Here is a 16980-nt window from a genome sequence, read left to right on the forward strand (position 1 = left end):
TTAGGCTGCGATCTTGAGCTTGGTCAAAGCTTCGCCAAGCACAACGCGACCGCCTACGCGGCGACGTGCACGGAGCTTAATAATACCGTTATCAGCGCCGGTCAGTTCATCGCGGATCGTGGTGAAACCGACGCGATCAGCAATCGTATAACCAGACTGGAAGTCACCAAAGATAATCGGGGTGGCTTCGGCGGCAACATTCGGCATGTCAACAGCTTCGAGGACCGGGCGACCAAGCAAGGTGGGCGGAACGTCTGCGGCAATCGAAGGCTGCCAAAGATAAGAGCCGTCCGTATCCTTGAGCTTGCGAACGACTGCCATGGTGGCGCGGTTCATCAGCCAAGAGCCGCGCTGCGAATAGCCGGTCTTGATGTTATAATAGACGTCAATCAGGGCGTCGGCGTCGATCTGTTCAACCTCATAGGCTGCAATCTCTGCCGAGGTTAAAACGCCTTCGGCCTGTGTGGTACCATTGCCGTTGATAAACCAAGCGGCTTCCTTCTGACCAAAACGGCGGGCGATATGGCCGGACAGGTAGGACTCAAGGTCAATCTGTGCATCTTCTAGAAGAATGCGCGTAACCGGAACCGTGATAGCCATTTCGAACGGCTTGAGGTCGATCTGTTCAAAGGACGGTTCGTCCTCTGCGGCTGCGGCGGTTTCAGCGCGTGGTGCCGGGTCAACTTCATCGACAAGGCGCGGAAGCTGCAAAAGTGGGCCGCTCATGCTGATAGCGGAAGCAAGCTGGCGCACCGGCGAATATTCTGCCAGCTTTTCAATAATCGAGGTCGAAACTTGCTCAGGTGCCAGAACGCCGCCGGTCGTGGTGCCGTAAGCAAGCGCCTTTTCTTCAATGCGACCGCTGCGGATATAATCAGTGAACGCCTTGCGCTCAAGATTGTCGCCATTGTCGTTCATGGCGCGAGGATGATTATTATTGGAAGGCTGCGGGCGGTTCGCCTTGGCTTCGAGTTTATCCAGACGCGCTTTCATGGCGTCAAATGACTTCTGGTCGATGACAGGTTCGGCCTCAGCTTCTGGCACGATCTCAATAGCTTCATTTTCCATAGAGAAATTATCCTTTTGAGTATGGAATGCCGCTCCATCGACGGCGCTTTTAACTTCAATAATTCCCGCGTTCGGATGGATCGGACGGCGGCAAAGACTGATTTCTGCGACGGTAATATCTGTCAGGACGCGACCACCCTCGGGCCGAGCCTTGAAACCGTTATTCTGGAAACCGATTGAAAGGCCGGACATGCTGCGGGCCTTTAAATGCAGGCGCGCTGCGCGGGCTGGTTCCGAGCCTTCGACAAATAAGCGGCCTTTCACTTCAAGCCCCTTGTCGGTAACGGCATAGGATTTCCAGACGCCGACAACTTGACCGCCGTCATGTTCAACCAGCATCGGGATTTCTGGCGCGAATTTGAACGCGGTCGGCTCTATCAGGTCGCCAATGCTGTCAGGCTTACCAAACGGCCATGCGATCCCGGTCACGGTTCCAGCGTCATCCATGGAAACATCGGCTTTGATCTCGATTTTTTCCATTACGCGACCTCTTGCTGGTCATCATCGCCGGACACGGTTTCGCCGCTCCAAAGCAATTCCAAAACATCAAGCGCAATCGGCAGGGTCTGCATAACCGGACGTGTCTTGACGTAGGCGTCAACAAGATCGAACGACTCGCGATCTGGGGTGCCGCCGCCGATCAAGCCGAGCCGGACAATCGTTAGAAGGTCTTTGAAGTGGAATTGAGCGCTCATAACCTTGCCGTAAAGAGCGCCAATTGCCGAGCCGGTGAGCGTTTCGAGTTCTTCGATATGCTCCGGCAGGATTTTGAGCTGACGTTCACTGTCGCCAATGAAAGCGGTGATCATCGGCGCAAATTCCTGTCGAGGGCTTCGCGTGAAGCGGCGAACAGCTTGCGCTTGGCTTCGCGGTATCCAGCATCGTCGGCAATCGAATCTTTAAGAGCCTTTCGAGCAGATTCCCCCGCTCTTGCGGTTAGCTTGCCTATAGTTTTGTCGCTCAATTCCACCGGAAAAAAGCGAAACTGCGGATTCTCGTTACTCTGGTTGTCGCGGGTTCCGTACGTACCGGCTTCGAGGTCGGCGGCTTCCTCTGGCGTGAGTTTGCCGTGGCGTTCAAACCAAGGAGTTTCCGTAACCCACCACGGTTGGGGCTTTTCTTCGGGCTGCTGCCAGCCTTTTACAAATCGCAAAACGGCTTCTGGAGCACCGGAAATTTCCACGTTAAGAAAACGTACGGTGATATTATTCGGGTTGGTCATTCGGATCATCCTTATTGTCGGGGATGGTCTTCGGACCGGAAACGGAAGTGTAAGGGTTAGCCAGTTCATCGCCACCGGGAAGCGGCGGCATGTTCATTGCGGCTCTAGCTTCGTTTGGCGTCATGATGCGCGATGCGACCAGCTTGCCGAAACTATCGGTGCGGGTCGCGGTATCGGCGCGCTGTAGGTCATCAATGACAAATTCAAACGAATATTCGTCCTGTTCGTCTTCGGACAGTAGGACGGTCGCGTAAGCATCCTGCCAGCGATCCAGCCAAGGCCGGAGACACAATTGCAGGAATGAGCGGGCCATTTCTTCGCTATTGCTCCAAGTGGCGCGGGATAGCTCAAACAACATATGGGGCGGGACGCCGAAAATCCGGGCAATGTCTGCAATCTGGAATGTGCGATTTTCAAGAAATTGCGCGTCTGTGGAAGTGAGCGCCATCTGGTTATAGTTCCAGCCGTCATCAAGAATGAGCGGAACCTTGAAACCATCGCTCTGCGCGGCCTGAAAACGGCTCTTGAGGGTTTTAAGGCTCTGCTCGCCTACTGCGGGATCGGATGGAATAGCCTTATCGCGGGACAGGACGGCAGGCGGGCGAGCGCCACCTTTAAAGAGATTAGCGCCGTGTTGTTCCAGAACAGCGGATAAGCCGATTGCTTCCTTGCCGAGTGAAACCGGCGATCTGCTACCAAAGGGCCGAATGTCCAGAATTTCGGTGTGTGGATAATCAACGGTGCCGCCTGCTTCCGTTACGCGATAGATCGGCGGAAGGTCGGCAAGGCTATCCTCATAGATAGAAACGGTGCCGGGTTTCAGGCGGACAAGCTCAAGCGGCCTGCCATCGGATGCGCGGACAACTTTTGCAAGACCGCCACCATGAATCAATGCATCACGTGTCAGGTCGGTGCGCAGTTGTCCCGCGCTAGTCCAACCATTGGAGCGGTTATGAACGATCCGGTGTGCTGTATGTTCTTTAGCCTGCGTCTTGCCTTGCTCAAGATCGTGATAGAGCTTGCAAGGTAGCGAACCAATATTCTCAGAAATAAGACGAACCGCCTGTAAGACGGCAGGAACGCTAATGGCGTTTTCGCCACCAACGTTCATACCGCTTACAGTTGGAGTAATACCAAATAATGGATAGATATCTGGATTAGTCAGCGTGTAAGCTTTCTTTTCCAGTGAAAAACCTAGCGCCTTAAATACCCGGCTAACATTTGTACGCAACACAACTTAAAACCATGCTTTTTGAACATGGCCTATTCTCTCACGATTGAGAATCGTTGTGAATCCTAAATTTCAATAAAAATGATGTTTAAACTAAAATCATCATTATTTCTTATCTAATTCATATTCCGGATATTGAGCGATAACGCGACTCTTGGCGATAACAGTAACGTCACCGTATCCGTCACCGGCTGTTCGTCCCGCGTGACCTTGGATCGCGTCAACAACGCGCTCTGGTAGGCCGAGATCATTGGCAATCGTTTTGAAGCGGTGCCGCCAAGCGTGATTAGGTTGAACGCCTTCGGGGATAACCTTACTATCGCGTAGCCAATTGCTAACGCGGCCCGCCATGGTGCGAGCGCCGGTGAGGGCGTCTTCCGGCTTGTTATGATGAAACAATGGGCCGTCTTTCGAAGATTCCACGAATTTTAAGAAACCTTCATCGATTAACTGCTTATGAAGCGGCACGTCCCGATATTGGCCGGTCTTAACGGAACCGGCGTCAGGTGTGATCCTGATAACGGTTGCGTCACCTTCCTGACGCACATCTTCCTTGCGCAACTGCATAATCTCAACAATGCGAGCGCCAGTGAAAGCGCAGATAATGGAAGCCCATCGTTTAGCCGCTGTCGATTTCGGAGCTTCACGGTTGCTAGGATTATTGGTTTCCTTCGGCTGGTAGGCGCGGCAGTATTTGAGGATCGCTAACGCTTCGTCATCGCGGAAGCCTTGCTCGCGCAACTTGACGGGTTTCCTTTTTTTGACGCGAACTTCGCCAGCCGGGTTGTGAGTGAGCTTCTTTTCTGCCACTGCCCATTTCAGTACGGCGCGGACGCTCGCCATATATACATCACTGACCGTTTTTGAGGAAAGCGTTTCCAACTTCTTATTGCGCCATTTCATAATATCATCATCGGACATGCTGGCCGCATCGTTATGTCTGACATATTTGATCAGGTCATGAAATACCGGTGTCCAGCGCTTACGGGCTTCACGGCCTTTGCCGTCGCGTTCCAGCCCCTTGAGGTATTCTTCCAGCAATTCCATGATATCAACGTGCGGCGCTTGCGCTGGCGCTTCTGCGGCCTTCACAAGCATAGGGTGCTCTGGCGCGCCGTTGAAGATTCCTTCGTCGCGCTCTGCTGATCGCGCCAACGCCTCATATTCTGACACGCATAGAGCTATCGCCAGCTTGCGCCACTCTGGCGAGCCTTTTTGAACGCTTGTATTGCCGAGCAAGCGGAACCGCTCAATACGGTCGCCAACTAATGGTTCAAGCTGGTCATCATTCAAACGTCCGGCGATCCCGGCGCGTAGGTTCTCCACAAGAACGTCATCAATGCCGATATTCGAGAAACGCGGGTCGCTCTGGCGAATCTGTTCATCAAAGACGACAAGCGCCTGATAATGCCTGTGTGCGATCTGTTCGGGGGTGAGGGGATAGCGGAGAGATACCGGGCTGGCCTTTGACTTCGCCTGTTGCTCTGCGAGGGCGATTCGTCCCTGCAAGGCTGCTACGGCGCTTGGGAGCTTCGCTAAGGCTTGTCTGCGGTCTGCGCCTAGTTGCGTTTCAAGCTCCGACTTGCCGACGATGGATCGAAGGGCCTGCGGTACGACAAGCCGCGCTGAATAACGCCCGTTGCGATTCTTCAAATGCATCACCTTGCCAGCCATTCCCGCACCCATTTTGTGACGTGATTTGTGACGTCAATATGGGGTAAAAGCCTTATGGCGCAAGGGTTTTTAATACTTTCAGATAGATAAGATGGTGCCCCCAGAGAGACTCGAACTCCCGACCCCCTGATTACAAATCAGGTGCTCTACCAACTGAGCTATAAGGGCACTTCACGATACAGTGTGTATCGAACCGCTTTGGGTTGCAAATCGCTTCCGCTATGCGGTCTGCGCTCGATTAGCACAAATGACGCGTCTGTAAAACGAAAAATCATCGCGAAGAGATCATGGCAACAGGGTTTTTCATGTGATAGCCAATAGACCGCGATGGGGACATGGCAAACTTATCAGGGTTGAGCTGGGGAGCGAGACAGTAGACATGAACGACAAATCACTCGCGCTTCATTTTCTTTCATCCGGGACCGAAGAATCACTTGCGGCCCAGAAAGAGCTCGTGAACCGCTATGGGCATGTGTCGGGCGAAGATGCCGACATTATTGTCGCACTCGGCGGTGATGGTACCATGCTTCAGGCGCTGCGCGACTTCATGAATACTGGCACGCCGATTTATGGCATGAATCGCGGCTCCGTCGGCTTCCTGATGAACGAGTTCAGCGTCGATAATCTGCCGGAACGCATTCTCGCCGCGCAGATGGAAACGATCCGTCCGCTGGTCATGATTGCGGAGACCGACAATTCGGCTCCCGTCGAAGCGCTTGCGATCAATGAAGTTTCGCTGTTTCGCCAGTCCTATCAGGCGGCTAAGGTTCGCATATCGATTGACGGTAAAGTGCGGCTGGAAGAGCTAGTCTGCGATGGGGTGATGGTCGCAACACCCGCCGGTTCGACGGCCTATAATCTGTCGGCGCAAGGGCCGATCTTGCCATTGGAAGCGCCGCTTCTGGCGCTGACGCCGGTCAGCCCGTTCCGTCCGCGCCGCTGGGGTGGCGCGCTTCTACCCAAACATGTGACTGTTCGTATGGATTTGCTGGAAACGGAAAAGCGTCCGGTCAATGCTGTTGCCGACAATAATGAGGTGAAGTCCGTAACTTCGGTTACGGTACGCGAGGCGCCGAATAGTCAGGTGGCCATTCTGTTTGATAAGAACCACTCCTGGGATGAGCGAATTCTCACCGAACAGTTTCGGCATTGATCTGAAAAATCGATAGGTTTTTGGGTAAGATTACGCACAAGCAAAGATGAAAAAGTACCGTGTGTGACAATCCTCTAATTGTCATCAATTTGATTTAATTCGCTTTGAAAAGACGTTGATTGGCGTCGTTGGTCGGTTTAAGCAGGAATATCAAAGCAATTTGATATCGTATGTTGGTATTTTGGTTGACTTTTGCACGCTGCGGACGTAGGCGATGCTGCAAGAAAACGCTAGATGCGTTGCAGACGCCTTTTCTGCTTTGATTTCTGCGCCGGATGACGCGGCTGCAATGACAGATGGGCGGAACACGTTTCCGAACCAGAGAGCTACGCCTCCATTGACGACATTTGCCGAACTCGGTCTTTCCCCGAAAGTGCTTGCTGCTGTAGAAGCGGCGGGATACACCGCGCCAACCCCCATTCAGGCAGGCGCTATACCGCCCGCGCTCGAGCGCAAGGATGTGCTTGGTATCGCCCAGACGGGAACGGGCAAGACGGCTTCTTTTGTTCTGCCGATGCTGACACTGCTGGAAAAGGGCCGGGCCCGTGCCCGCATGCCGCGCACGCTCATTCTTGAGCCGACCCGTGAGCTTGCAGCGCAGGTTGAAGAGAATTTTGTCAAATACGGCGTCAATCATCGTCTCAATGTTGCGCTGCTGATCGGCGGCGTTTCGTTCGACGAGCAGGAGCGCAAGCTTGAGCGCGGCGCTGACGTTCTGATCGCCACGCCGGGCCGTCTTCTTGATCATTTCGAACGTGGCAAGCTCTTGCTGACCGGCGTTGAAATCCTGGTCATTGATGAAGCCGACCGTATGCTCGACATGGGCTTCATCCCGGATATCGAACGCATCTGCAAGCTGATCCCGTTCACGCGTCAGACGTTGTTCTTCTCGGCGACGATGCCGCCGGAAATCACCAAACTCACCGAACAGTTCCTGCATTCGCCGACACGTGTCGAAGTGGCCAAGGCGTCGTCCACGGCAAAGACCGTGACGCAGCGTCTGGTCAAATCGAGCAAGAAGGATTGGGACAAGCGCGCTGCACTGCGCGATCTCATCCGTGCCGAAGGCGACACGCTCAAGAATGCGATCATCTTCTGCAATCGCAAAAAGGATGTGTCGGAACTGTTCCGTTCGCTAGTGCGCCATGAGTTCAACGCCGGTGCATTGCATGGCGATATGGACCAGCGCGCCCGCATGACGATGCTGTCCAACTTCAAGGAAGGCAAGCTGCAGCTGCTGGTCGCTTCCGATGTGGCAGCACGCGGTCTGGATATTCCTGATGTCAGCCACGTCTTCAATTTCGATGTTCCGATCCACTCGGAAGACTATGTGCACCGCATTGGCCGCACGGGTCGCGCTGGCCGTTCAGGCAAGGCGTTCACCATCGTCACGCCGTCGGACACGAAATATCTTGCCGCGATCGAGAACATGATCGGCGAGAAGATCGAATGGCTCGATGGCGATCTGTCCACGCTTGCACCGTCCGACGAGGCCGATGATCAGCCGCGCAAGGGCCGCAATGCGCGTGGCAAGGGCAAGGAATCGCAGCGCGACAGCAAGGGCAAAGACAAGGGGCGGGACAAGAGCATGGATAAGCCAAAGGAAAAGGTAGCTTCGACCGAAGCGCTCGATCCGGCGGAACAGCCGCAGCCCATTATCGAATCCCATGACCGCCGCGACGCGATCCGCGCTTCCAACGACGAACGTCGTGGCAGGCCGCAGCATGACCAACATAAGCAGCGCCGTCGTGATCGCGACGATGATGGTCCGTCGCCGGTTGGTTTCGGCAACGATATTCCTGCTTTCATGCTCATCCCGACGGGCATGTAAGCAGACAGCAGTTTTGAGATTGTTATTCGGTCGTGAAGGAACGCTTCGCGGCCGATTTCTTTTGGGGTTTTGACTGAGTGCTGCGCAGCGCGGCTTCATAGGCGAGGCGGGCCCATTCGGTCATGATTTCAGGATCATCGAAGGCTTCGCTCGGCACGCTCCAATAAGGCATGCCGACCGGGTCACCGCCTTTGCGTCCTTCATAGGTCCATTGCGCCGATCCAGCTTTGATAAAACGTGGAATAGTCAATTCGTCGGCTTTGAAAAGTAGTTCATCGCGCACGACAAGCGCGAAGATCAGTCCCTGATGGTAAATGCCTTTGCCGCCGAACATGCGGCGGATACTGATCGGGCCAAAATCCTGCAGCAGATCGCGAAGGGTTTCGTCATCCATTGGGGAGAGTCCTTCGGAAGACTATCCGCACGGATGTCAGGCAGCGCCTTGCATCTGGCGGAGGCTTTCTGCCGAGGCGGGGGTCAGTTCAACCGATTCACCGCAGCCACAGGCAGAGGTCTGGTTCGGGTTGTTGAACACGAAACCCGTGCGCAGCGTCGTCACTTCGAAATCCATCTGGGTTCCGAGCAGGAAAAGCACAGCTTCCGGGGCGATAAAGACCTTGGCGCCATCTTTCTCGGCAACATCGTCACCAGCTTTCGCTTCGCTGGCGACATCGATGGTATATTCCATGCCTGCGCAGCCGCCTTTTTTCACGCCGACACGGATGCCTAGCGCGCCTTCGCGCGACTCAACAATCTCGCGAACGCGATTTGCTGCGGCTTCGGTTAGCGTCATGACTGCGAAACGGCCCATGGTTCTTCTCTTCCGGTGCTATGCAGTGGCCTTGAGGCTGTGGCTTCACGCCCGAGAATCAACCAATCTCGTATGAAACCCGCGAGTTCAAACCTCGCTGCCACGTTTTCACTATAGTTAGTGTTGTAACATCATTACCGCAAGACACCAAATCGAGAGCGCAGGCCGCGTGTTCGGCTGGCGGGCATTGGGAAAAGAGGAGATGTGAATGTCGATCGATCGGATGAAATCTCTGAGACTGGCTGTTTTCGTGAGCGCGCTTGGCCTGTCTGTAGCTCTCCCGGAGGCCTATGCGCAGGAGGCTCCGAAGCCTGCCGCCAAGGAAGCGCAGAAGCCCGCACCGAAGGAAAGCGCGGAGCCGACAGCGCAGAAAAAGCCGGAAGCTGCGCAAACAAAGGCGCCTGTGGAAGAGACCAAACCATCCGAACAGACACAGGATGCCGCGAATGGTGTTACTGTCCCGGAATATCGCGACGACCGGTCTTCACCACAGGCGCTGATTGAATCTTACTACAATGCAATCAATCGCAAGGAATATACACGCGCTTATGGGTATTACTCGGAAGAGGGGCGGGAGCCCGACTTCAAGGCCTTTGTGAAGGGCTATGAGAACACCAAGAGCGTCAAGGTCGCTTTGCGCAAGACAGAGCCGGATCCGGGCGCGGGCCAGATCTACTGGAGCCAGCCGCTGGCTATTGAAGCCGAGAGCAATGATGGCAAGAAGGAAGTTTTCGGCGGCTGTTACACGATCCATCTCACCAATCCCGCCATGCAGGAAGAGCCGCCCTTCAAGCCGATTGAGATCATGACCGGATCGCTGAGCAAGTCCGAACTGGAGCTTGAAAAGAGCGTGCCGGAAGCCTGCGAAGCACCATAAAACAAGGGAATTAATCGCCAGTCAGCAATAGCGTTTTCATGCTTGACCTTACCACGATGGCAAGGTGCATAAGTGTCCATATCAAGTATGGAGCGTTTTCTGCGATGAAACTGACTATTCCCAACATGAAATGCGGCGGCTGCGCCGATAGCGTAACTTCCGCCCTGCGCAAGCTCGACGCAACAGCGCCGATTGAAATCGACCTCGACACCAAGGAAGTTGAGTTCGGTGGCAGTGCTTCCAGGGACGTAGTGGTTTCCGCGTTGGCAGCTGCGGGTTATCCGGCGGCTAACGCTCAATAATGTGATTTTGCCAGCGCTTGCGCCGGAACGAGACAGGATGTAGGTGCCGGGGAGCTTCGCTTTCCGGCATTTTCTTTCCATAACGGAAGGGGGGGGCCGCAAAGGGTCAATCGGGTGAGTTCAAGTGCCGCAAATGCGGGTGTTTGGCAGCTGTTTCATTGACTGCACCGGCGATTTTTGCCACATCAACGGCAAATCTCGTTTATGGTGCGCTCGCAGCAAGGTTTGAGCCGACGTTGCGGAGTGCTTTGTGATATGAAACATCGCGTCAGGCGATAATGAAGGGTTGAGGGCTATGGCAGCCGATTTCCAGGATCTTCGCACAAAGATGGTCGACAATCAGATCCGCACGACGGACGTAACCGATCTGGCGGTTATCGACGCTTTCCTCGCCGTTCCGCGGGAAGCCTTTGTACCGACCGTGCGTCAGGCTGTTGCCTATATCGACGAAGACCAGCCACTTGAGACCGACGGTTCCGCGCCGCGTTACCTCATGGAGCCGTCGCCTTTTGCAAAGCTTATTCAGCTTGCCCGTGTGAACAAGAACGATGTCGTGCTCGATATCGGCTGCGGTACCGGTTATTCCTCCGCCATTCTCTCGCAGCTCGCCGGTTCGGTGATCGGCCTTGAGAGTGATTCTGCACTTTCTGCCGCTGCGACTGCGCGTCTTGCCGAACTCGGCTATGACAATGTTGTGATTGTGTCGGGCGACATGCATGCGGGCTATCCTTCGGAAGCCCCCTACGATGTGATCATGATTGAGGGTGGCGTGGATTTCGTTCCGGACACCTTGTTCCAGCAGCTCAAGGAAGGCGGACGCCTTATCGCCGTGGAAGGCCGCGGAAACGCCTCGGTTGCCCGGATCTACGTTAAAGAAAATGGTGTTGCATCCGGACGCATTGCGTTCAACACTGCGGTGCGCCCACTTCCGGGATTCGAGCGGATTCCTCAGTTCGAATTCTAATTTTGGGGATTGGTACAATTCTGCAACGCTGCGGAATTTCTTTGTGCATGCTCTGGGCGGGGCGATGGAAATAACCGATTTTAAAGGTTATTTAAGGTTGCCCGAACTGATTGGTTCGATTTACTGAAATTGGCTGTTCTTAAGATGAGGTACCCGGTGTTCAAAACGTACAAAGGACTGGTCGCAGCGGCAGCATTGTTGGCCGGCACCGTGTTATCGGGGCAGTCCGCCTTGTCTGAAACCCTCACTGGTGCGTTGGTCAAGGCTTATAAGAATAACGCTTCCCTGAATTCTTCCCGCGCAGGCGTGCGCGTTCAGGACGAAGACGTGGCTATAGCCAAGTCGAATTACCGTCCGCAGATTACTGGTACTTATGATGCAAGCCGCAGTCGTTCGCCGGCAAGCGGCTATCGCACCAGCGGCACGGTCGGCATCCAGCTGAACCAGATGCTGTTTGACGGTTTCCAGACCAAGAACAATGTCGCCGCGGCGGAAACACAGGTTTACGCGCAGCGCGAAAATATGCGCAATGACGAGCAGAACACGCTTTATAGCGCTGTCGCTGCCTATATGGGCGTTTATCAGAATCGCCAGATCGCCGTGCTTCGCGAGAAGAATTTGGCCGCGATGAACGAACAGGTACGCGCAGCCCGTGCACGTCTGGATGTCGGTGAAGGCACGCGTACCGACGTTGCGCAGGCTGAAGCCAGCCGTTCGACTGCTGTAGCTGAGCTGAATAGCGCTCGCGCTAACGTCAAGTCGGCTGAGGCGACCTATATTCGCATCGTCGGCGCACAACCCGACAGGCTTACCGCTGCCGCTGCCGCGAAGAACCTGCCCAAATCGCCGAGCGATGCTTTCGCAATCGCACAGGCCGGGCACCCGGGCATTCTCGCCACGCAATATGCCGTGAATGCTGCTGGCTACAACGTCAAGGCCAAGGAAGGCGCAATGCTGCCGACCGTCGGTCTGTCGGCCGGCGCTAGTCGTCTGGATACCTATGCCGGTTCGACGGTTGGTGACGGCAATTCCGCATCGGTCGGTATCGGCGTGACGATCCCGATCTATACGGGTGGACGCACCTCGGCGCAGATTCGCCAATCCAAGGAACAGCTTGGTCAGGCGCGGATCGAAGTTGACGTCGTTCGCGATCAGGTTCGTGAAGCTATTGGGTCGGCATGGTCGCAGCTTGAAGCTGCCCGCGCTTCGGTCAAAGCAAATCGCGATGGTATCGCCGCTGCTCAGCTCGCACTGGATGGCGTGATTGAAGAGCGCAAGGTTGGCCAGCGCACGACGCTCGACGTTTTGAACGCGCAGAACGATCTGACCGCAGCAGAGATCAGCCTCGTTCAGTCAGAGCATGATGTGGTTGTCGCCAGCTATGCGCTTCTCAACGCGACCGGCCGCATGACTTCGAAGCAGATGGGCCTACAGGTGGCTGAATATAAGCCAGAAGAACACTACGAGGCCGTCAAGGATAAGTGGTTCGGCCTGCGCACGCCAGATGGTCGTTAAAGAGCAGGAATTTTCAGATTGAACGGCGCCTTCGGGCGCCGTTTTTGTTTGATGACGATTCGCGGCGATGGCGGTCAATTCTTAATAAATTGATAAAGCTGTGAGTTGAATTGCCTGGCTCTCTTGCGGGGATTCTCAAATCGCCGAACGTCCGGTACCCTTAATCCATTGATTCTCTGTCCTTTGCAGGACGCGGCTTTGTGAGCTTGCGGAAGGTTTTCCGGCGAAACGGCTGCTCCAAACAGAGAAGGGGAACCTTGCGCCGCTCCCCGCGCGCGCATTGCTCTATTCTGAAATAGGGAAGATGGACCGCTATGGCACAGACATCCAGCGCATCACGCGAACCGTCCATGGAAGAGATTCTAGCTTCCATCCGACGCATTATAGAAGACAGTGATGTCAGCCGCCACCCTATGTCGACGATGGCTAGTTTTCCGTTGCGCGGCGAGGTGGCGGAGTTCCGCCGCCCTGCAGCGCCCGCACAGGAACAGCCCGCTGCGGAAGCTCCGGTTTCCAGACCGACCGAAAGGCCGGCCATGATGCGGGATATTCTGAAGGATGAAGCCGTATTGCGCGGGCCGATTGATGAGCCGATCAAAGCTGCGCCCACATTCCAGCCTCAAATCGAAGAGGAAGAAGAGAACATTGTCCTAGACGCCCAGAACGATGACCGGCGCGCGGCTGATCTGCCCCGGGAAGCGCCTGCCGCAACTGCGCAGGCAGCCGCGAAAGACGAGAGCTCATTGGAAGCGCTTGATCGTTCGCTGGAAGATGGCATCGCTGAAGCCATCGATGAGCTGCTTGAGCCTAATTTTGAGGAAAGCGTAGAGGCCGTGGCGCAAGCCGCTGTTCCTGAAAAGCCGATCGCTGCCGCTGCTCCGCCTACACCGGAACCACTGGCAAAAACCACTGCGGCTTCCCATATTCTGTCACAGGTGGCGGAACGTAAGGTGGCCGCCGCTTTTCAGGATTTGAGCCACGTCGTGCGTTCAGAGCCGCGTCGTTCCTTTGACGATATCGCTGCGGAGATTCTGCGCCCCATGTTGCAGGACTGGCTGGATAACAATTTGCCCACGCTTGTGGAGCGGCTTGTTCGTGAAGAAATCGAACGGGTCGTGCGCGGCGACCGATAGTCGACCTGCGGCCCGTGTAAAGCGGCCCTTGAGTTCAAAAGCCCGTCTGTCTTGCAGGCGGGTTTTCACTTTTGAAGTGATTTATCACCCGTTTGTTGTTATTGAGCGCTCAATCCTTTCATTGCGCAAAAAGACCGGATAATTCCATGCTTGAGAAGACTTATGACGCCGCGGCCATAGAGCCGAAAATTGCCGAACGCTGGGACGAAGCAGGGGCATTTAAAGCGGGAGCAGGAGCGAAGCCAGGAGCCGATCCTTTTGCCGTGGTCATTCCTCCGCCGAATGTTACCGGCTCGCTGCATATGGGCCACGCGCTCAACAACACGATTCAGGACATCCTGGTTCGTTTCGAGCGCATGCGCGGCAAGAACGTGCTTTGGCAGCCGGGCATGGACCATGCCGGTATCGCAACCCAGATGGTTGTCGAACGTCAGCTTGCTGAGCGGCAGGAGCCGAACCGCCATGCCATGGGCCGAGAGAAGTTCATCGAGCGTATCTGGCAGTGGAAATCCGAATCCGGCGGCATGATCTCCAATCAGCTGCGTCGGCTCGGCGCGTCGTGCGATTGGTCGCGTGAGCGCTTCACCATGGATGAAGGTCTGTCGCGCGCCGTTCTGGAAGTCTTCGTCACGCTTCACAAGCAGGGCTTGATCTATCGCGACAAGCGACTGGTCAACTGGGATCCGAAGCTGCTGACCGCGATTTCCGACATTGAAGTCGAATCCCGTGAGACGAAGGGTCATCTCTGGCACTTCCGCTATCCGCTGGAAAATGTGCCGTTCGATTCAGAGGATCCGCATACTTACATTGTTGTCGCGACGACCCGTCCGGAAACCATGCTGGGCGATACCGGCGTTGCGGTCAATCCGAAGGATGAACGCTATCACGCTCTGGTCGGCAATGATGTCGTGCTGCCGCTCGTTGGCCGCCATATTCCGATTGTTGCCGATGATTACGCTGATCCGGAAGCTGGATCTGGCGCAGTCAAGATCACGCCCGCGCATGATTTCAACGACTTCGAAGTCGGCAAGCGCAATGACCTGCGCGCGATCAATATTCTGACGCCAGCAGCTGCCGTCACGCTGAAAGACAATAACGACTTCCTCGAAGGCCTGCAGCTGACGCCGGAACTGAAGGCGCTGATTGCCGAGCTGGACGGGCAGGATCGCTTTGCAGTGCGCAAGCGCATTGTCGAGCTGATGGACGAGCGCGGCTATCTGGAAAAGGTCGAGGACCACACCCACGCCGTTCCGCATGGTGATCGCGGCGGCGTGCCGATCGAGCCTTATCTTACAGACCAGTGGTATGTGAATGCAGCCGAACTGGCAAAGCCTGCTATGGCCGCTGTTCGCGACGGTCGCACGCAGATTGTGCCTAAAAACTGGGAAAAGACCTATTTCGACTGGATGGAGAACATCCAGCCGTGGTGCGTTTCGCGTCAGCTCTGGTGGGGGCACCAGATTCCCGCCTGGTACGGACCGGACGGCACGTGTTTTGTCGAAAAGAGCGAAGCGGAAGCCAAGGCGGCAGCGAAGGCGCATTATGGCGAAGACGTTGCTCTGGAGCGCGATACCGACGTTCTAGACACCTGGTTCTCGTCGGCGCTGTGGCCTTTCTCGACGCTTGGCTGGCCAGACAAGACGCCGGAACTCGCGACCTATTACCCGACGAGCGTTCTGGTCACTGGTTTCGACCTGATTTTCTTTTGGATTGCCCGGATGATGATGATGGGCCTTCACTTCATGGAGGAAATCCCGTTCCACACCGTTTATATGCACGCTCTGGTGCGCGATAAGAACGGCGCCAAGATGTCGAAGTCGAAGGGCAACGTTATCGATCCGCTCGGACTGATAGACGAATATGGCGCCGATGCGCTGCGTTTTACGCTGGCGATCATGGCCGCGCAGGGCCGTGATGTTAAGCTCGATCCGGCGCGTATCGCCGGCTATCGCAATTTCGGCACCAAGCTGTGGAATGCGACGCGTTTTGCGCAGATGAATGGCGTCAAGATCGATGCAAATTTCCGTCCGGAAAACGCCAAGCTTGCAGTCAATCGCTGGATCCTGACTGAACTGACCAAAGCCACGCACGCCGTGACCGAAGGCATCGCCAATTACCGCTTCAATGAAGCGGCAGGTGCGGCGTATCGTTTTGTCTGGAACCAGTTCTGCGACTGGTATCTGGAACTGCTCAAGCCGATCTTCATGGGTGATGATGAAGCGGCAAAGGCCGAGGCACAGGCGACCGCTGCTTACTGTCTGGACCAGATCTACAAGCTGCTGCATCCATTCATGCCGTTTATGACCGAAGAACTCTGGGCGCTGACCGCTGGCGAAGGCAAGAAGCGCGATACGGTTCTGGCGCTGGCCGATTGGCCGGAGCTTTCCTTCGCGGATGAAGAAGCGGCTGCCGACATCAACTGGCTGGTCGATCTCGTCACAGGCATCCGGTCAGTGCGTGCGGAAATGAATGTTCCGGCTGGCGCAGTCGCGCCGGTCGTCGTTCTCGACGCCAATGCAACGACCACGGAACGCTTTGAGCGTCACGACGCTGCCATCAAGCGTCTGGCCCGTGTTGAAAGCGTGACCTTCGAAGCGCAGGCTCCTAAGGGCGCAGCGCAGATGCTGCACGGTGAAGCAACGATCTGCATTCCGCTCGGAAAGCTGATCGATCTCAAGGCCGAATCTGCCCGTCTGGCCAAGGAAGCTGGCAAAATCGCCGCTGATATTGATCGGATCGAGAACAAGCTGTCGAACGAGAAGTTCGTCGCGAATGCCAAGGAAGAGGTCGTTGAAGCCGAACGTGAGCGTTTGGCCGAGTTGAAGGAAGCCGCCGAACGGGTTGCGACGGCTGAGTCACGTATCCGTGACGCGGGTTAATTTGACCTGTTCCGTAACGTAAGGCATTCACGAATCAACACCCGGCAGCGAAACCTGCCGGGTGTTTTCTTATTTGGTATGTCGCGGGAAAGTTGCGTTTCAAGAGCTCCGAGACGATATCGAACCGGCGTTTCGATTGTTTTTTGATATTGTTGCGCATTCGCAACAAAGCCTGAATCTAGCCAAAAAAGCGGCAATTTGGGCGAATTTCTGGCTGTTATTGGTCTGAATATTTTCAGCGGACATGAAAACTCAACACATTTTAGGCATTTTTGATGTGGTTGCTTTCAGCACGTAACTGACCCGCGAATGATTGGATA

The 16980-nt window shown here is 55.3% G+C and carries 15 protein-coding genes and 1 tRNA gene; 8 read left to right on the forward strand and 8 right to left on the reverse strand.

Annotation, left to right across the window (positions count from 1 at the left end):
• The 6 genes from JAU75_RS01620 to JAU75_RS01645 all read right to left on the reverse strand — a co-directional run bounded on the left by JAU75_RS01620 (nt 1) and on the right by JAU75_RS01645 (nt 5363).
• Nucleotides 1–1548 carry a phage major capsid protein gene (locus JAU75_RS01620; RefSeq protein ID WP_199054037.1) on the reverse strand — a complete coding sequence of 516 codons (1548 nt, stop codon included), beginning with the start codon at nt 1546–1548 and terminating at the stop codon, nt 1–3.
• Nucleotides 1548–1877 (reverse strand): gene transfer agent family protein, encoded by a 330-nt coding sequence (locus tag JAU75_RS01625; RefSeq protein ID WP_199054039.1) that lies wholly within the window; start codon nt 1875–1877, stop codon nt 1548–1550. The genes JAU75_RS01620 and JAU75_RS01625 overlap by 1 nt, the downstream gene beginning before the upstream one ends.
• Nucleotides 1874–2290 (reverse strand): hypothetical protein, encoded by a 417-nt coding sequence (locus tag JAU75_RS01630; protein ID WP_199054041.1) that lies wholly within the window; start codon nt 2288–2290, stop codon nt 1874–1876. Before JAU75_RS01630 ends, JAU75_RS01625 begins: the two co-directional genes overlap by 4 nt.
• Nucleotides 2274–3524, reverse strand: coding sequence for a phage portal protein (locus JAU75_RS01635; RefSeq protein WP_371836095.1), 1251 nt, complete (start codon nt 3522–3524; stop codon nt 2274–2276). The genes JAU75_RS01630 and JAU75_RS01635 overlap by 17 nt, the downstream gene beginning before the upstream one ends.
• A gap of 102 nt (nt 3525–3626) precedes the next feature.
• A complete protein-coding gene (locus JAU75_RS01640) occupies nt 3627–5195 on the reverse strand; it encodes a DUF6538 domain-containing protein (protein ID WP_199054045.1) in 1569 nt (522 codons plus the stop codon).
• A gap of 92 nt (nt 5196–5287) precedes the next feature.
• Nucleotides 5288–5363: transfer RNA gene (locus tag JAU75_RS01645), tRNA-Thr, on the reverse strand.
• Between the two features lie 211 nt (nt 5364–5574).
• Here JAU75_RS01645 and JAU75_RS01650 point away from each other — a divergent pair.
• Nucleotides 5575–6348: an NAD kinase gene (locus JAU75_RS01650; protein WP_199054047.1), complete on the forward strand. Its 774-nt coding sequence runs from the start codon at nt 5575–5577 to the stop codon at nt 6346–6348.
• A gap of 337 nt (nt 6349–6685) precedes the next feature.
• Complete coding sequence (locus JAU75_RS01655) at nt 6686–8179, forward strand: DEAD/DEAH box helicase (RefSeq protein WP_199054889.1); 1494 nt, start codon at nt 6686–6688, stop codon at nt 8177–8179.
• 22 nt (nt 8180–8201) lie between these two features.
• Here JAU75_RS01655 and JAU75_RS01660 read toward each other — a convergent pair whose 3' ends face one another.
• Together JAU75_RS01660 and sufA are read right to left on the reverse strand one after the other, a co-directional pair.
• Complete coding sequence (locus tag JAU75_RS01660) at nt 8202–8573, reverse strand: TfoX/Sxy family protein (RefSeq protein ID WP_199054049.1); 372 nt, start codon at nt 8571–8573, stop codon at nt 8202–8204.
• Nucleotides 8574–8609: 36 nt separating this feature from the next.
• Nucleotides 8610–8990: a Fe-S cluster assembly scaffold SufA gene (gene sufA, locus JAU75_RS01665; RefSeq protein WP_078340420.1), complete on the reverse strand. Its 381-nt coding sequence runs from the start codon at nt 8988–8990 to the stop codon at nt 8610–8612.
• 208 nt (nt 8991–9198) lie between these two features.
• On the opposite strand from sufA, the gene JAU75_RS01670 reads away from it, so the two are divergent.
• From JAU75_RS01670 to JAU75_RS01695, 6 genes are all read left to right on the forward strand, one after another.
• A complete protein-coding gene (locus tag JAU75_RS01670; RefSeq protein WP_199054050.1) occupies nt 9199–9867 on the forward strand; it encodes a hypothetical protein in 669 nt (222 codons plus the stop codon).
• Between the two features lie 104 nt (nt 9868–9971).
• Nucleotides 9972–10169, forward strand: coding sequence for a heavy-metal-associated domain-containing protein (locus JAU75_RS01675; RefSeq protein ID WP_199054052.1), 198 nt, complete (start codon nt 9972–9974; stop codon nt 10167–10169).
• Nucleotides 10170–10464: 295 nt separating this feature from the next.
• A complete protein-coding gene (locus JAU75_RS01680) occupies nt 10465–11133 on the forward strand; it encodes a protein-L-isoaspartate O-methyltransferase (RefSeq protein ID WP_199054054.1) in 669 nt (222 codons plus the stop codon).
• Between the two features lie 144 nt (nt 11134–11277).
• Nucleotides 11278–12648, forward strand: coding sequence for a TolC family outer membrane protein (locus JAU75_RS01685; protein WP_199054056.1), 1371 nt, complete (start codon nt 11278–11280; stop codon nt 12646–12648).
• Between the two features lie 314 nt (nt 12649–12962).
• Nucleotides 12963–13781: a PopZ family protein gene (locus tag JAU75_RS01690; protein ID WP_199054058.1), complete on the forward strand. Its 819-nt coding sequence runs from the start codon at nt 12963–12965 to the stop codon at nt 13779–13781.
• A gap of 146 nt (nt 13782–13927) precedes the next feature.
• Entirely contained in the window at nt 13928–16660 is a 2733-nt protein-coding gene (locus JAU75_RS01695) for a valine--tRNA ligase (RefSeq protein ID WP_199054068.1), read from the forward strand.
• Nucleotides 16661–16980: the final 320 nt, after the last annotated feature.

Source organism: Ochrobactrum sp. Q0168 (assembly GCF_016427605.1).
In the GTDB taxonomy this organism is placed as follows: Bacteria; Pseudomonadota; Alphaproteobacteria; order Rhizobiales; family Rhizobiaceae; genus Brucella.

Bases quoted from the DNA above. Each gene is read 5' to 3' on its own strand.
- JAU75_RS01620 (WP_199054037.1), bottom strand. From the start codon at position 1,548: ATGGAAAAAATCGAGATCAAAGCCGATGTTTCCATGGATGACGCTGGA.
- JAU75_RS01625 (WP_199054039.1), bottom strand. From the start codon at position 1,877: ATGATCACCGCTTTCATTGGCGACAGTGAACGTCAGCTCAAAATCCTG.
- JAU75_RS01630 (WP_199054041.1), bottom strand. From the start codon at position 2,290: ATGACCAACCCGAATAATATCACCGTACGTTTTCTTAACGTGGAAATT.
- JAU75_RS01640 (WP_199054045.1), bottom strand. From the start codon at position 5,195: ATGGCTGGCAAGGTGATGCATTTGAAGAATCGCAACGGGCGTTATTCA.
- JAU75_RS01650 (WP_199054047.1), top strand. From the start codon at position 5,575: ATGAACGACAAATCACTCGCGCTTCATTTTCTTTCATCCGGGACCGAA.
- JAU75_RS01660 (WP_199054049.1), bottom strand. From the start codon at position 8,573: ATGGATGACGAAACCCTTCGCGATCTGCTGCAGGATTTTGGCCCGATC.
- sufA (WP_078340420.1), bottom strand. From the start codon at position 8,990: ATGGGCCGTTTCGCAGTCATGACGCTAACCGAAGCCGCAGCAAATCGC.
- JAU75_RS01670 (WP_199054050.1), top strand. From the start codon at position 9,199: ATGTCGATCGATCGGATGAAATCTCTGAGACTGGCTGTTTTCGTGAGC.
- JAU75_RS01675 (WP_199054052.1), top strand. From the start codon at position 9,972: ATGAAACTGACTATTCCCAACATGAAATGCGGCGGCTGCGCCGATAGC.
- JAU75_RS01680 (WP_199054054.1), top strand. From the start codon at position 10,465: ATGGCAGCCGATTTCCAGGATCTTCGCACAAAGATGGTCGACAATCAG.
- JAU75_RS01685 (WP_199054056.1), top strand. From the start codon at position 11,278: ATGAGGTACCCGGTGTTCAAAACGTACAAAGGACTGGTCGCAGCGGCA.
- JAU75_RS01690 (WP_199054058.1), top strand. From the start codon at position 12,963: ATGGCACAGACATCCAGCGCATCACGCGAACCGTCCATGGAAGAGATT.
- JAU75_RS01695 (WP_199054068.1), top strand. From the start codon at position 13,928: ATGCTTGAGAAGACTTATGACGCCGCGGCCATAGAGCCGAAAATTGCC.